At 57.7% G+C, this 14,486-nt stretch carries 14 protein-coding genes and 1 tRNA gene; 7 read left to right on the plus strand and 8 right to left on the minus strand.

The features are described 5' to 3' along the window. Position 1 precedes the first annotated feature (1 nt). Complete coding sequence (locus JNB91_RS07115; RefSeq protein ID WP_220324821.1) at positions 2–1,156, plus strand: amino acid ABC transporter permease; 1,155 nt, start codon at positions 2–4, stop codon at positions 1,154–1,156. Positions 1,157–1,183: 27 nt separating this feature from the next. Next, complete coding sequence (locus tag JNB91_RS07120; protein WP_220324822.1) at positions 1,184–1,957, plus strand: amino acid ABC transporter ATP-binding protein; 774 nt, start codon at positions 1,184–1,186, stop codon at positions 1,955–1,957. A 52-nt stretch (positions 1,958–2,009) separates the two neighbouring features. On the opposite strand, the gene JNB91_RS07125 is transcribed toward JNB91_RS07120, so the two are convergent. Continuing rightward, on the minus strand, positions 2,010–2,666 hold the full coding sequence (locus JNB91_RS07125; RefSeq protein WP_220324823.1) for a hypothetical protein: 657 nt from the start codon (positions 2,664–2,666) through the stop codon (positions 2,010–2,012). Between the two features lie 302 nt (positions 2,667–2,968). Between JNB91_RS07125 and JNB91_RS07130 the strand changes: the two genes are divergently transcribed. Beyond that, complete coding sequence (locus JNB91_RS07130) at positions 2,969–3,277, plus strand: hypothetical protein (RefSeq protein ID WP_220324824.1); 309 nt, start codon at positions 2,969–2,971, stop codon at positions 3,275–3,277. A 106-nt stretch (positions 3,278–3,383) separates the two neighbouring features. Here the strand turns inward: JNB91_RS07130 and JNB91_RS07135 are convergent. From JNB91_RS07135 to JNB91_RS07145, 3 genes are all read right to left on the minus strand, one after another. Continuing rightward, positions 3,384–3,460, minus strand: a tRNA-Arg gene (locus JNB91_RS07135). Positions 3,461–3,488: 28 nt separating this feature from the next. Further along, positions 3,489–3,794, minus strand: coding sequence for an ETC complex I subunit (locus tag JNB91_RS07140; RefSeq protein WP_220324825.1), 306 nt, complete (start codon positions 3,792–3,794; stop codon positions 3,489–3,491). Positions 3,795–3,974: 180 nt separating this feature from the next. Then, the gene (locus JNB91_RS07145; protein ID WP_220324826.1) at positions 3,975–5,099 is read right to left on the minus strand and encodes an ATP-dependent DNA helicase; all 1,125 of its coding nucleotides are present in this window, start codon (positions 5,097–5,099) and stop codon (positions 3,975–3,977) included. Between the two features lie 192 nt (positions 5,100–5,291). On the opposite strand from JNB91_RS07145, the gene JNB91_RS07150 reads away from it, so the two are divergent. Further along, on the plus strand, positions 5,292–6,134 hold the full coding sequence (locus tag JNB91_RS07150) for an aldo/keto reductase (RefSeq protein ID WP_220324827.1): 843 nt from the start codon (positions 5,292–5,294) through the stop codon (positions 6,132–6,134). 1 nt (position 6,135) lies between these two features. Here the strand turns inward: JNB91_RS07150 and JNB91_RS07155 are convergent, their stop codons facing one another. From JNB91_RS07155 to JNB91_RS07165, 3 genes are all read right to left on the minus strand, one after another. Then, positions 6,136–7,161 carry a capsular polysaccharide export protein, LipB/KpsS family gene (locus JNB91_RS07155; RefSeq protein WP_223218080.1) on the minus strand — a complete coding sequence of 342 codons (1,026 nt, stop codon included), beginning with the start codon at positions 7,159–7,161 and terminating at the stop codon, positions 6,136–6,138. A gap of 70 nt (positions 7,162–7,231) precedes the next feature. Next, positions 7,232–7,804, minus strand: a complete 573-nt coding sequence (gene ilvN / locus JNB91_RS07160; RefSeq protein WP_220324828.1) for an acetolactate synthase small subunit — start codon at positions 7,802–7,804, stop codon at positions 7,232–7,234. A 49-nt stretch (positions 7,805–7,853) separates the two neighbouring features. Beyond that, a complete protein-coding gene (locus tag JNB91_RS07165) occupies positions 7,854–9,641 on the minus strand; it encodes an acetolactate synthase 3 large subunit (RefSeq protein ID WP_220324829.1) in 1,788 nt (595 codons plus the stop codon). Between the two features lie 424 nt (positions 9,642–10,065). Here JNB91_RS07165 and JNB91_RS07170 point away from each other — a divergent pair, with 424 nt between their 5' ends. Next, a complete protein-coding gene (locus tag JNB91_RS07170) occupies positions 10,066–12,114 on the plus strand; it encodes an ATP-binding protein (RefSeq protein ID WP_223218081.1) in 2,049 nt (682 codons plus the stop codon). Here the strand turns inward: JNB91_RS07170 and miaA are convergent. Then, positions 12,099–13,019, minus strand: coding sequence for a tRNA (adenosine(37)-N6)-dimethylallyltransferase MiaA (miaA, locus tag JNB91_RS07175; RefSeq protein ID WP_220324831.1), 921 nt, complete (start codon positions 13,017–13,019; stop codon positions 12,099–12,101). The genes JNB91_RS07170 and miaA overlap by 16 nt on opposite strands. Between miaA and serB the strand changes: the two genes are divergently transcribed. Together serB and JNB91_RS07185 are read left to right on the plus strand one after the other, a co-directional pair. After that, the gene (gene serB, locus JNB91_RS07180; RefSeq protein WP_220324832.1) at positions 13,020–13,910 is read left to right on the plus strand and encodes a phosphoserine phosphatase SerB; all 891 of its coding nucleotides are present in this window, start codon (positions 13,020–13,022) and stop codon (positions 13,908–13,910) included. After that, complete coding sequence (locus tag JNB91_RS07185) at positions 13,907–14,485, plus strand: GNAT family N-acetyltransferase (RefSeq protein WP_223218082.1); 579 nt, start codon at positions 13,907–13,909, stop codon at positions 14,483–14,485. Before serB ends, JNB91_RS07185 begins: the two co-directional genes overlap by 4 nt. Position 14,486: the final 1 nt, after the last annotated feature.

Below are 14,486 nucleotides of genomic sequence, written 5' to 3' on the forward strand. Positions count from 1 at the left end.
CATGGCGAGTAACTCTGCTACTTTCGTGCGCCAGGACATGCTGGCGCCTCAACCGGCACCGCTCGGCGCAAGCGGTGCCTCGCACTGGTTCCGCACCAAGCTCTTCGCAACGCCGAAGGACACGCTGCTGACCATTCTTGCGCTTGCCCTGCTCGCCTACACCGTGCCGGGCATAATCAACTGGCTGTTCATCGATGCCGTCTGGACCGGCTCGGACCGTACGGCCTGTGCCACCGTCATTCAGGGCGGCGTGCTGCCTGATGGTCAGTCCGGCGCCTGCTGGGCCTTCGTCGAGGCAAAATTCCAGCAATTCATGTTCGGACGATATCCGGCCGATGAACGCTGGCGACCAATTCTCGTCGCGGTCCTCTTCGTCATCCTGCTCGTTCCGATGCTGATCCCGAAGGCTCCGCACAAGGGATGGAACGCGCTTGCGCTGTTCATCATCCTTCCCTTCGTTTCGTTTTTCCTGCTGATCGGCGGCTTCGGTCTTCCGCATGTCGAAACCCAGCTCTGGGGCGGCCTGATGGTGACACTGATCCTGTCATTCTTCGGCATCACCGTTTCACTGCCGCTAGGCATCATCCTGGCACTCGGTCGTCGCTCGCAGATGCCGGTGATCAAGACGCTTTGCGTCGTCTTCATCGAAGTAATCCGCGGCATTCCGCTTGTCACCGTTCTGTTCATGGCAAGTGTCATGCTGCCGCTGTTCCTGCCCGATGGCTGGACCTTCGACAAGCTGTTGCGCGCCCTGATCGGTGTCTCCATCTTCGCGTCCGCCTATATGGCGGAGGTCATTCGCGGCGGCCTGCAGGCCATTCCGAAAGGCCAGTTCGAAGGCGCAGATTCACTCGGGCTGAGCTACTGGCAGAAAACACGGCTGATCATCCTGCCGCAGGCAATCAAGCTGGTCATTCCAAGCATCGTCAACACCTTCATCGGCCTGTTCAAGGACACGTCGCTCGTCTCGATCATCGGCATGTTCGACCTTCTCGGCATCGTGACGCTCAACCAGTCGGACGCGAACTGGGCGACACCGGTGACGCCGGTGACGGGTTACATCTTTGCCGGTTTCGTATTTTGGCTTTTCTGCTTCGGCATGTCGCGCTATTCCGCCTTCATGGAACGGCATCTCGACACCGGCCACAAGCACTAGCCGCAACAAGACTTAAAGGGGAAAACAATGGCTGAAGCCCTAACCAAAAAACTGACCGTCTCCTCCACCGACGTCGCGGTCGAAATCATCGGCATGAACAAGTGGTACGGTGATTTCCACGTGCTGCGCGACATCAATCTGAAGGTGATGAAGGGCGAGCGCATCGTCATCGCCGGACCGTCCGGTTCCGGCAAGTCGACGATGATCCGCTGCATCAACCGCCTGGAAGAACATCAGTCGGGCAACATCCTCGTCGACAATATCGAGCTGACCAACGATCTGAAGAAGATCGACGAAGTGCGCCGCGAAGTTGGCATGGTGTTCCAGCACTTCAACCTCTTCCCGCATCTGACGATCCTGGAAAACTGCACGCTGGCGCCGATCTGGGTTCGCAAGATGCCGAAGAAGGAAGCCGAGGAAGTGGCGATGCACTACCTCAAGCGCGTGAAAATCCCGGAGCAGGCCAACAAATATCCGGGCCAGCTTTCAGGCGGCCAGCAGCAGCGCGTGGCGATTGCCCGTTCGCTCTGCATGAAGCCGAAGATCATGCTGTTCGATGAGCCGACCTCGGCGCTCGACCCGGAAATGGTCAAGGAAGTGCTCGACACGATGGTAAGCCTTGCCGAAGAAGGCATGACCATGCTCTGCGTCACCCATGAAATGGGCTTTGCCCGCCAGGTCGCCAACCGCGTCATCTTCATGGACCAGGGCCAGATCGTCGAACAGAATTCGCCGCAGGAATTCTTCGACAATCCGCAGCATGAGCGCACCAAACTGTTCCTCAGCCAGATCCTGCACTAAAAGATAGCTGGAGCAGACTATGCAAAGGGCGCCTGAGGCGCCCTTTGTCGTTTCACCACTTGTAAGAATATCTGGCGTTCACGGTGGACACGGTCACCGCGTCCGTGAAGTTCCGGTTCACATGACCGCTAAGAGTAATGTTCTCTCCAACAGGTTGCTCTATCCCGAAACTGGCACCGACCGCTGAAAAATTCGCCGAACCATTGGCAACGGCCACGAACGCGGTGCCGGTTTCGCGCTGCCTCAGTTTGATGGTTTGGCTAGTATCCAGCCCAGTCCAGTTTTTCTGAACGCCATCGTAGCGAACCACATAGGTGGCTTCGCGTTCCATATTGAATGTCGGCGTGGCGATCTGCTTTTCGTAGTAATTCATGCTGATGGCGGCATTGCCCGCATTCCCATCCATATTGACCCGGATATCGCGGCTCATCCGGTATGCAGACCGTTTTGTATCGGCCGTCCTGATCCTGCTCCAGAACTTGAGCGGCGTATTCACCACCTCGCCGGTCTTCGTTGAATCGACACCAACATTAAAGCCAGCCTCCGTTTCGAGGCGGACCGGCAATCGCAAACCCAGCTTGACGGAATAACTTGTGTCGGAGTTTTTGATGGGCTGCCAGATCAGTGGGCGCTCATCCGCCCAACTCGCACTTGAAAAGAGGACCGCGAGCGAAACCCCGCTTATGACAGCGAGAAAATCTCTGTTCATATGTATCCCCACTCGAAGGCTCAAAAACAATGCAAAGGTCCGGGCCACCGCGTGCGGCCCGTGAAAAACCATTTCAGTGTAATGAAGGCGCCAAACCGGGAACTCCTGCTCCCAGCGCCAAATCTACCTTCCCCTGCGTGACGCAACGGAACCGATGAAAAATATGATATCTCAAAATGCGCTGCAGCGAAATTCCAAAAGCTCTTTCGCATATGCGAACAAGCGCGGGTAAAAATTCGTCATGCCGGGAACAAAATCAACATTAAGCCGTTGCCGTCCGCCGATCTGAGGGAGACAGCACGATGAAGCTCACATTTTTGCCGACGTTTTTGATCGCCTTTTCTACAGCGTTCATTGGCAGCGCTTCCGCTGCCTCGATAACCTATGGCAGCGTGGGCATCGTGAAAGGCACCGATGTCGAAGATCGATTCTTGATTGCAAGAGAATCTTGTACCCTGGAGGCTTCCACACCGCCACGAGGCCATCCGTTTGCGGGCAATTTCTACAATCAGACTGCGCTCAGGGCTTGCCTTTACCGCAAGGGCTTCTCGGTCAAAGGGGACTACGTTTATCCGGTTCCCCTGTTCGGCAATCCAACGCGCATACGATGAACATCGGCCGATCATAGCGAAGCATCACATGACGGCATGCCTCTTGGGCGCAGGGCTGCTGCCGCAGGCACCTGTTACCTATGTTTTCGGTATGGACGAGAGAGAGTGGCGACCCCTGCAGGACTCGAACCTGCGACCTACTGCTTAGAAGGCAGTTGCTCTATCCAGTTGAGCTAAGGGGCCTTTAGGCGGCAATAAATGCCGCTGAAAATCAATGTGTCCAGGGCTGCTGGCGGTTGAAGCGAAAATTGTCCGTGTAGGACAACGATTGCCGGTTTGCGTCTTTCGGCAGGATCACCCGGTATTCGATGCCTTCGCGCTGCGCATAGGCTTCCGCCAGTTCCTGCGTCTCGAATGTCAGCCGAAGCTGCTGCTTCATGTCGCCGGACGATGTGTAGCCCAGGATCGGGTCGATACTACGCGGCGTTTCAGGATCGAACTCAAGAACCCACAGACGGGTCTTGGCCTTGCCGGACTGCATCGCAGTTTTCGCAGGACGATAAATCTTAGCAGCCATGAGTTCACCAACCCCATAAATCCGTCCGCAATTCAGACATCCTATCTGCCTGAAAATACCACCCACCAATTCAACGATATCGTGGCATTGCGGTACCAACGCTTTTGCCGTGTCCCCGTTTCATTGTCAACGACCACCGTGACCACAGAACAAGAGCAGGCACGACAAGTCTCTCGCCCCTCACCTTACGATCGTCAACGTCTCGGCCGCACGGGTGATTGCCGTGTAGAGCCAGCGCTCGCGCGTATCGCGAAATGCAAAACTCTCGTCAAACAAGACGACATTGTTCCACTGCGAGCCCTGAGCCTTGTGGCAGGTCAGCGCGTAACCGTAATCGAACTCGTCATAACGCTTGCGCATCGACCACGGAATTTCTTCCTCGCTCTCGAATGCGGCCTTGAGAAGCTTGATCTTCGCCGCACCGCGATCCATGTCATCGTCTTCCGGCCGGATCATCAGATTTATGCCGGGCTTCACCGTTTCGCGCGAGGCGCTCATCACCTGCCAGAGCGAGCCGTTGAGCAGGCCCTTGACCTGATCGTTCCGAAGGCAAACCAGCTTGTCGCCCGATTGCGGGTAATCGGCGGTAAAACCTTTGAGTTCGCGCAGTCTCTGGTTATAGCGCTTGCGTGTGCGGTTCGTGCCGACAAGAACCTGGTCGGCGTTGAGAACCAGATCCTGGGTCACCTCATCGCGAGAAATGACCTGTGCCTTGCCGTAATCGCCATACATGATCTCGCGGCCCTCACGCACCTGCATGGCGAGCTGGATAATCGGATTGTCCTGCGCCTGGCGATGGATTTCCGTCAGCAGATAGTCAGGCTCCTGCTCCGTGAAGAAACCGCCTCCAGAAACCGGCGGCAACTGGCCGGGATCACCAAGAACCAGGATCGGCGTACCAAAGCTCATCAGATCCTTGCCGAGTGCCTCGTCGACCATCGAGCATTCGTCGATGACGATGAGAGCAGCCTTGGCGACCGGGCTCTGCCGGTTGATGGCAAACATCGGTGCGATCGAGGTCTTGCCTGTTTCCTCGTCCTCAACCGCCTCTTCACCACGCGGGCGATAGATCAGCGAATGAATGGTCTTGGCGTTACGGGCACCTCTGGAACGCAGCACCTGTGCGGCCTTGCCGGTAAAGGCCGCAAACAGAACGTCTCCATCCACATGCTCGGCAAAATGCTTGGCAAGCGTCGTCTTGCCCGTGCCGGCATAACCGAACAGCCGAAAAACCTGGCTACGCCCGTCTTTCAGCCAGCGCGAAACAGCCTTTAGGGCCTCATCCTGTTGCGGTGCGAATTGCATGTCCGGGACTTGGCAGGATTCTCGATGAAAGCGCAACAGAAAAGAACGAAAGATGAATCAAAGCCGGGGATACGACAGAGAATCTCTGTTATCCGTGGGCACGGGCCGCGCGCGAATGCGAAAAGGTGACAGCTTGGCATGCAGCTAAAAACCCTTAGATTGATGCCTGATGCCAGCTTGAGGTCAAAGATTATGCCAGCCATCCCACACGCTACCTTGCCCTCCGGAACAAAAATACCCTCGCTCGGACTTGGAACCTGGAAGATGGGCGAGAATGCCCGGACAGCAGAACAGGAGGTCGAGAGCCTGAAGCGCGGGCTCGATCTCGGCATGACGCTGATCGATACGGCCGAAATATATGGAGAAGGCGGTGCCGAAATCATCACCGGAAGGGCGATGGAAGGACGCCGCGACGAGGTCTTTCTCGTCAGCAAGGTCTATCCCTACAATGCCAGTTACCAAGGCGTCATTGATGCCTGTGAAGCGAGCCTTCGACGCCTGAATACCGACCGGCTGGACCTCTACCTTCTTCACTGGCGCGGCGAACACGACCTCGAAGAGACAGTGGCAGGTTTAGAAACCTTGCGCAGATCGGGCAAGATCCGCGAATGGGGCGTGTCCAACTTCGATGTCGAGGACATGCAGGACCTGATGGATGTAGAAGATGGAAAGAACTGTGCGGCCAATCAGGTCCTCTATAATCTCTCCCGCCGGGGTATCGAATACGACCTCCTGCCCTGGTGTCAGAAACGTGGCATCCCGATCATGGCCTATTCCCCGATCGAACAGGGCCGAATTTTACGCAATGCGGAACTGATCCGTATCGCCAAGGCCTATCAGGCAACGCCCGCGCAAATTGCCCTCGCCTTTGTCATGAGATCGCCAAACACGATCGCAATCCCGAAATCCAGCGATCCTCACCGGGTGGAGGAGAATGCGGGAGCGATCGGGTTGGAGATCAGCAAAGAGGACTGGGCAGCCTTGGATAAGGTATTCCCTCCTCCACTGCGCAAGCGCCCGTTGGAAATGCTGTAATCTAGAGACGCTGCTGCCCGGCGACGATCGCATCAATCGCCTGAAACACATCCGACGCCTTCCGCGTCTCTGGATCACGATAGATCGGATAGTGAATGAAGGACGCAGCGACAAGTTGGTCGATACCGCGCGTCATGCTACGACGCCTTGAGACGGTTTCCCGGGCTTGCGTGCTCATATGGTCCTCGGTCAGCCCCCAGCCGGCATAAAAAGGCGCAGCATAACAGCGCACCGGAACGCCGCGCAGGAGAGCGTCGAAACCGAACTGGCTCGCAACGGTCCACACTTCATCGACGACCTTCAGGATCGACGCGGCCGATACTGGTTCTGCTGAGAGCGTGACACCCGCCCTGCCCGCGGCCATCTCGGTGAGATAGCCCTTCCGATAACCGGCAACGACATCGGGATGCGTGCGGACAATGCACTGCGCGCCGCTTGCAAGCGCATCATCGAGCATGGATGCAAAGGATGCCGACGACCCCAGAGAGAGCGGCACGGATACGTCCCCCTTCACCTGATCGATAAGAAGAATTCTTCGCTTGCCGCTCTGCTCGAATTTCGGCTCCCGATGGGGAAGATGGTTATATTTGGAGAGACCGTGCAGAACGAGAGCATCGCGCACATCCCTCGCCTCCTGACCGCCATCGTCCGACATCTCAGCGATAAGCCTCTCCAGGCGGGACGCCTTGGACGCGTCGGTTGACAGGGCCAGATCGTCGGCAACGATGGAGAACGGCAGAACGCCTGATTTTCCGAGCTGTACGGAGCGGAGAAATCCATCCTCAAGCCGCCAATGCGGCAGGCGGCGCACGGTGGCGATCGTCTCAGTCATTTTCGCGACGATGCGTCCGCCCCAGGCGATAGTTCCGCCGATACCGGGGGCAAGACAGGTCTGCATCTCCGGCAGTCCGAGATAGTCCTTGACCCACGGCATATCCTTGCGAAGCCAGCGCATGGCTCCGAGCGACGTTCCGACCGGGGCAAGCCAGGGCTTTCCCCCGATCTTGCCGGGATCATCATATTTCAAGGCAACGACCGTCCAGGTTTGAGGCGAGTAACTATCGCCTACTCTGGACGGCCGACTTTGTCCAATCCCGTTACATGCCCTGCGGGCCGCGGTTCATCGCGGCGATGCCGGTGCGGCAGACCTCGATCAGCCCGAGCGGCTTCACAACGCCGACGAACTGGTCAATTTTCGAAGATTTCCCGGTGATTTCGAAGATGAAATGACCAACCGTCGCATCCACGACCTTCGCCTGGAAGGCGTCGGCGAGGCGCAGCACTTCGGCGCGACTTTCGCCCGTCCCGGCCACCTTGATCAGCGCCACTTCACGCTCGATCGGGCGCTCCTGACCAAGCTGGCCGGCGCGCACAGTGAGATCGACGACGCGGTGTACCGGCACGATCCGCTCAAGCTGCGCCTTGATCTGCTCAAGCACAGTCGGCGTGCCGTTGGTGACGATCGTAATGCGCGATAGGTGGGACTCGTGTTCCGTCTCCGAAACAGTGAGACTTTCGATATTGTAGCCGCGACCTGAAAACAGGCCGATGACGCGGGCGAGAACGCCCGGTTCGTTGGTGACTAGAACCGATAGCGTATGGCTTTCGACCTTGGCTGTCTCCGGGCTGATGAAATAGGCGGAACCGGTCGGCTGCTGATGTGCGTTCATGATCTTGGGTCCATTTTCCTTGGAGTTTCGTCAGGAATGCCGGCTCGCCTTAGACGAGCTGGCGGCCCTTTGCATCGATCGCGGTCGCGACGGCTTCGTCGGAAGCCTCGTCCGGCAACAGCATCTCGTTATGCGCCTTGCCCGACGGGATCATCGGGAAGCAGTTGGCGAGATTGGCGACGCGGCAATCGAAGATCACCGGCGCCTTCACGGCGATCATCTCGGCGATCTTGTCGTCGAGCTCCTTCGGATCGTCACAATACATGCCGACCGCGCCATAGGCTTCCGCCAGCTTGACGAAATCCGGCATCGCTTCGGTATAGGAATTGGACAGGCGGTTGCCATGCAGCAACTGCTGCCACTGGCGCACCATGCCCATGTACTGGTTGTTGAGGATGAAGATCTTGACCGGCAGGTTATGCTGGATGGCGCAGGACATTTCCTGAATGCACATCTGGATCGATGCGTCACCGGCAATGTCGATGACCAGCGCATCCGGATGCGCAACCTGTACGCCGAGCGCTGCCGGCAGGCCGTAGCCCATCGTCCCGAGACCACCCGAGGTCATCCAGTGGTTCGGTTCCTCGAAGCCGAAGAATTGTGCTGCCCACATCTGGTGCTGGCCGACTTCGGTGGTGATGAACGTGTCCCGCCCCTTTGTCGCCGCAGCAAGACGCTCCAAAGCATATTGGGGCATGATGACGTCGTTCGAATTCTTGTAGGAGAACGACTTTCTTGCTCGCCAGGTTTCGATCGACGACCACCATTCGGCAGCCTGCGTCTTTTCCGGCTTCTTCGGCAATGCGCGCCACAGGCGAACCATGTCTTCCAGAACATGACCGACATCGCCGATGATCGGAATATCGACGCGGACATTCTTGTTGATCGAAGACGGGTCGATATCGATATGAACCTTGCGCGAATTCGGTGAAAACGCATTCAGGCGGCCGGTGATACGGTCATCGAAACGGGCACCGATGCAGACCATGACATCACAGTCATGCATGGCCATATTGGCTTCGTAGGAACCGTGCATGCCAAGCATTCCGAGCCAGTTCTTGCCCGATGCCGGATAAGCGCCCAAGCCCATCAGGGTCGAAGTGATCGGAAAATTGGTCAACTCCACCAGTTCGCGCAGCAGCTTGGAGGCTTCCGGGCCGGCATTGATGACGCCACCGCCGGTATAGAGGATTGGACGACGGGCTGTCGCCATCAGCTCAACAGCCGCCTGGATGGCCTTCAGATCACCGTTTACCTTCGGCTTATAGCTCTTGGCTGCGAGCGTTTCCGAAGGCGGAACATAGGTGCCGGTGGCGAACTGTACGTCCTTCGGGATATCGACGACAACCGGGCCGGGACGGCCGGTCTGGGCGATACGGAAGGCTTCATGAATGATCCCTGCGAGATCATCGACGTGCTTTACCAGCCAGTTATGCTTGGTGCAGGGGCGTGTAATACCGACCGTATCGGCTTCCTGAAACGCATCGGAGCCGATCAGCGTGGTCGGCACCTGTCCGGTCAGGCAAACCAGCGGAATGCTGTCCATCAGCGCGTCCTGCAGCGGCGTGACCGCATTGGTGGCGCCGGGGCCGGACGTGACCAGCATGACGCCGACCTTGCCGGTGGAACGGGCATAACCTTCAGCCGCATGGCCGGCGCCCTGTTCATGACGGACGAGAATGTGCTGGATATCATCCTGCTGAAAAATCTCGTCATAGATCGGAAGCACGGCGCCGCCCGGGTAACCAAAGAGATGCTCGACGCCATTGTCCTTCAAGGCGCGAAGCACGATTTCGGCACCTGTCATCCGGTTGCCGTTATCCGCCGTGTCCGTCATGTCCTGTCCTCCTGATGTCTGGCCTTTTATATCTGCAATGGCCGGGATTGCTGCTGGAGATTTTGTGTCCGGTCCTTTGAAGTGAGATGTTCGACCGAAAACAAGGCATAAAAAAAGGCCCCTTTGAGGAGCCTGTCTTGCCGCGCATGGGTGGCTATCGCCGGATGGTTACACCATCCTGCCCATGCGCGTTCCCACCACAATAAGAGCGATCGAATTTTTCATGGGGCTGAGTGTTAGCCGCATAATGCACATTCGTCAACGCGGCGTTTGGCCAAAAAAACCGCCCAAGTCCTATTTTCAGGTTCGCCTGACAGCTTCATCGGCAGAACCTACACCAGTTGTTAAGCCGCACGCCATAATTTGCATTTTCAGTACGCCAGACGGACACTGATCTTTTTACCCCAATGACAGGGGCCCTGTTTTGTTAAATGACGACACTCATCGCCCTCCCGCAAATGGAGAGCACGATCGTCGAGACCCTATGAAGCCGGGAAACCGCTTTCTCGGGCGTGTCGTTTCATGCAACGGCGCTCACGCGACCATCGCAGCAGTTGCAGAGCGCGGGGAAACCGAACTCACCGAATTATGGTCCGTCGGCCGGCTCATTTCCATTGACGTCGGCAAGAACCGCGTCGTGGCATTGGCCTATTCTATGCAGACCGGTGTGCGTGACTGGTCCGAAAACGAAGACACAAAATTCCAGATCGAAGCCGAACTTTTAGGCGAGGTCCGTGTCGACCCGGATGGACGTGAACAGTTCTCCAGAGGCATATCGAGATATCCCTATCTCGGCGCTGTGGCGCACCGGATACGCGCGGCGGATCTCGTAAAGATCTACGACCCCGGCAAAAGCGAGACATGCGTCATCGGAAAGCTGACACAGGACGAAAGCATTGATGCATCGATCCATGTGCCGACAATGCTGTCCAAACATTTTGCCGTAGTCGGCTCCACCGGCGTCGGCAAGTCCACAGCCGTATCGCTGCTTCTGCACAAGGCCATCGAGGCCGATCCGAAGCTCAGGGTCCTGATCCTTGATCCGCATAACGAATTTGCCGCCGCCTTTCCCGAACATTCGGTAACGATCGATACTGACACTCTGGACCTGCCCTTCTGGCTGATGCGGCTCGAAGAGTTTGCCGAGGTCGTGTTCCGCGGACGCCCTGCGGTACCTGAAGAAATGGACATGCTGCGCGACCTCATCCCGGAAGCCAAGCGAGCATTCCGCGGCAGCGATTCCAGCCTGACGAAGCGAACCGCAGAAAAAAGCTCGGTCACGGCCGACACGCCGGTTCCCTATCGCATGGCCGACCTGCTCGCCCTGATCGATGATCGCATAGGTCGTCTCGAAGGTCGCACCGACAAACCGTTTCTCCGGTCGTTGAAGATGCGCATCGTCTCTGCCATCAACGACCCGCGCTATCACTTCATGTTCTCCAACAACACGATCCACGATACGATCATGGAGACCATCGCGCATATTTTCCGCATTCCGGGAGACGACCGCCCGATTTCGACATTCCAGCTTGCTGGCATCCCCTCGGAAGTCGTAAATTCGGTCGCTTCTATCCTGTGCCGGATGGCCTTTGAAATCGCCCTATGGAGCAATGGCGCAATCCATATGCTGGTGGTTTGTGAAGAGGCGCACCGTTACGTCCCGGCCGACCCTAGCCTCGGCTTCATCCCGACCCGTCAGGCAATTGCCCGAATTGCCAAAGAAGGCCGGAAATACGGCGTCTCGCTTGGCGTCATCACCCAACGCCCTGGCGAGCTTGACCAGACGATTCTCTCGCAGTGCTCGACGCTGTTTGCCATGCGCCTGGCAAATGATCGCGACCAGGAGATCATCCGTTCGGCGATCCCGAATTCGTCGATATCGACCACCAGCTTCCTGTCTTCGATCGGCAATGGCGAAGCAATTGCATTCGGCGAAGCGATCGCGGTACCGATGCGAATGCAATTCAGCCATGTCGATGCCCGTCACCTGCCCAAAGCCCATGGTATCGTCGATAAAAATCAGGAAGAAACGCCGGATACTGTTGATCTACGCACCATCGTGTCGCGCATGCGCTCGATCAGCGGCGGACCGGATATCGGCACCTTCCAGCAAAGCTATCTCGCCGCCGAAGCTGCCGGCGCAATGCCTGCAGCACCTTTCATCCCGGGCAGCAATGGCGACTTTCCTCCGGCAAGCGATGCCGAGCTTGATCGCTGGAAACGGGAAATCGGGCCTACTGGCCTAGCGGAAACAAAACCAAATCCGTCTGCCGAACCCTATCGCCCGGACATGCTGCCCAGGCAGATCAGAACTGAGCCTGCTCCTCCACCGGAGAACAGAGCCGCGTGGCGTGAACGTCCCGCAGCCCCTTCAGAACCGGTTGCCAGACCCAACCCGTTCGTGAAGCGGGAAGGCTCGTTCCGTGAAAGCCTGCTGAAGAAGCCGCTGACCAGCCTTTACGACAAGGACTGAACGGAAGCAGGCGAGCCGTCAATGCGGTTCCAGCTGTCGTCCATCTGATTGCGGAACCAGGTCATCTGCCGTTTTGCATACTGACGAGTCAGAGCGGAACTGCGCTCGATCACTTCGTCTCGCGACATTATTCCATCCAGCATCTCGGCGATCTCGCGAACCCCGATCGCCTTCATCACCGGCAGATCGGCGGATGGCTGCTGCTTGAGCAGTGCCTGGACCTCATCGACCGCCCCGTGATCGAGCATCTTCTCGAAGCGCCGGTTGATGCGATCATGAAGAATGGACCTCTCGGGCAGAACGACGAATTTCTGCGCCCTTACCGGATCAATGATCATCGGCCCCTGCTTGCCCTGAAACGCCAGAATCGAGCGGCCGGTCGCTTGAAGCACTTCCAGCGCACGAACAATCCTCTGTCCGTCCCGCACCTCCAGGGTCTCGGCGACCGCTGCATCCTTCTGCGCCAACTCGGCGTGAAGCGGTTCGGGACCTTCCTGCTTCAGCCTCAACCGAACCTCGCAGCGGATTTCCTGCGGGATTTCCGGCATGTCGGAAAGCCCGCCGGTCAGCGCCTTGAAATAGAGGCCTGTGCCACCGACAAAGACCGGCATCTGGCCGCGGGCGCGAATCTCAGTGAGCAGCGAACCGACATCCCTCAGCCACTCTCCCGTCGAATAAGCTTTCGTCGCAGCCACATGACCGTAAAGATGATGTGGTATCCCCTCCATCTCGTCGTCCGATGGCCGCGCTGTCAGCAGGCGCAGCGTGTCATAGACCTGCATGCTGTCCGTGTTGATGACAACACCATTTCGCGCTTGAGCCAGCCGCACGGCCAGTGCCGACTTGCCGCTGGCCGTCGGCCCGGTTATCAGGATCGCGTCGATGTCTTGCACAAGGTTTTCCATATGGCTTTCGTTGCCACGCTCATTGCCCATCCGTCAAATCCGGTTCTGACATCCGCCTTCGCAGAGCAGGCAGCCGAAGTCGTCAAATCATCGGGCCTCTACTGGCTTGCCGATGGCATTGCCTGCGACATTGCCCTTCATGACGATGAAGAGATTGCAACCGTAGAATCCAGACTTCGCACGCTGATAGCAGGTGCGCCGATCGATGTCGTCGTCCAGCAGGCGGAAACGCGACGCAAGCAGTTTCTGATCGCCGATATGGATTCCACCATGATCGGTCAGGAATGCATCGACGAACTCGCAGATGTCGTCGGCCTGAAGGACAAGGTGGCGACGATCACCGCCCGCGCCATGAACGGCGAGATCGCCTTCGAGCCTGCCTTGCGTGAACGCGTCGCCCTGCTCAAGGGACTTCCGATCACGGTCGTCGACGACGTGATTGCAAAACGCATCACGCTGACCTCCGGCGGCCGCGAACTGATCGCCACGATGAAATCGAAGGGACATTACGCTGCCCTCGTCTCCGGCGGCTTCACCGTCTTCACCAGCCGGATCGCCGCCATGCTCGGCTTTGACGAAAACCGCGCCAACATCCTGATCGAAAAGGACGGCATTCTGACCGGTGAGGTTGCCGAACCGATCCTCGGCAAGCAGGCGAAGGTCGATGCGCTGGAAGAGATCTCGACCAAGCTCAGCATTACGGCGGACGACGTGATCGCGGTTGGCGATGGCGCCAACGATCTCGGGATGCTGGGGATCGCCGGCTCGGGCGTTGCCCTCCATGCCAAACCGACGGTGGCGGAACAGGCAAAGATGCGCATCGATCATGCCGACCTGACCGCCCTGCTTTATATCCAGGGCTATCGGAAAAGCGACTTCGTCAGCGAATGATGGAACGGGTCACGATCGCCGAGACGCCACGCCTGATCCTTGGCACATGGCTGCAAAGCGACCGCGACCTCTTTCGCGAAATCAATGCCGACCCCAAGGTGATGGAATTTTTTCCCTTCCGGCGAAGCCATGAGGAAGCCGACGCCTTCCTTGGCAAACTGAATGGGATGATGACCAGCGACGGGCTGGGATTTTACGCTGTGGTCCTCAAGGACACCGATGAACCCATCGGGTTTTGCGGCCTCTCCCATCCGAACTTACCCGGCATATTTCCGAACGAGGCAATCGAGATCGGTTGGCGTCTGGCGACCCGTTTTTGGGGAAACGGCTATATCAACGAAGCGGCGGGAGCACTTTTGGACAAGGCATTCTCCCGCCCGGATATTGATGAAGTGGTCTCCTTCGCGGTGGCGGCCAACCAACGTTCGACCAATGTAATGCAACGGCTTGGCATGCGGAGAGAACAGGATCGGGATTTCAACCACCCACGCGTTCCCGACACCCACCCACATCTGAAACGGCATGTCGTCTATACCGTCTCGCGAGATGAATGGCAGGCCAATCGGCCTGCCTGAC

The organism is Aliirhizobium wenxiniae (genome assembly GCF_019511445.1).
GTDB lineage: Bacteria > Pseudomonadota > Alphaproteobacteria > Rhizobiales > Rhizobiaceae > Neorhizobium > Neorhizobium wenxiniae_A.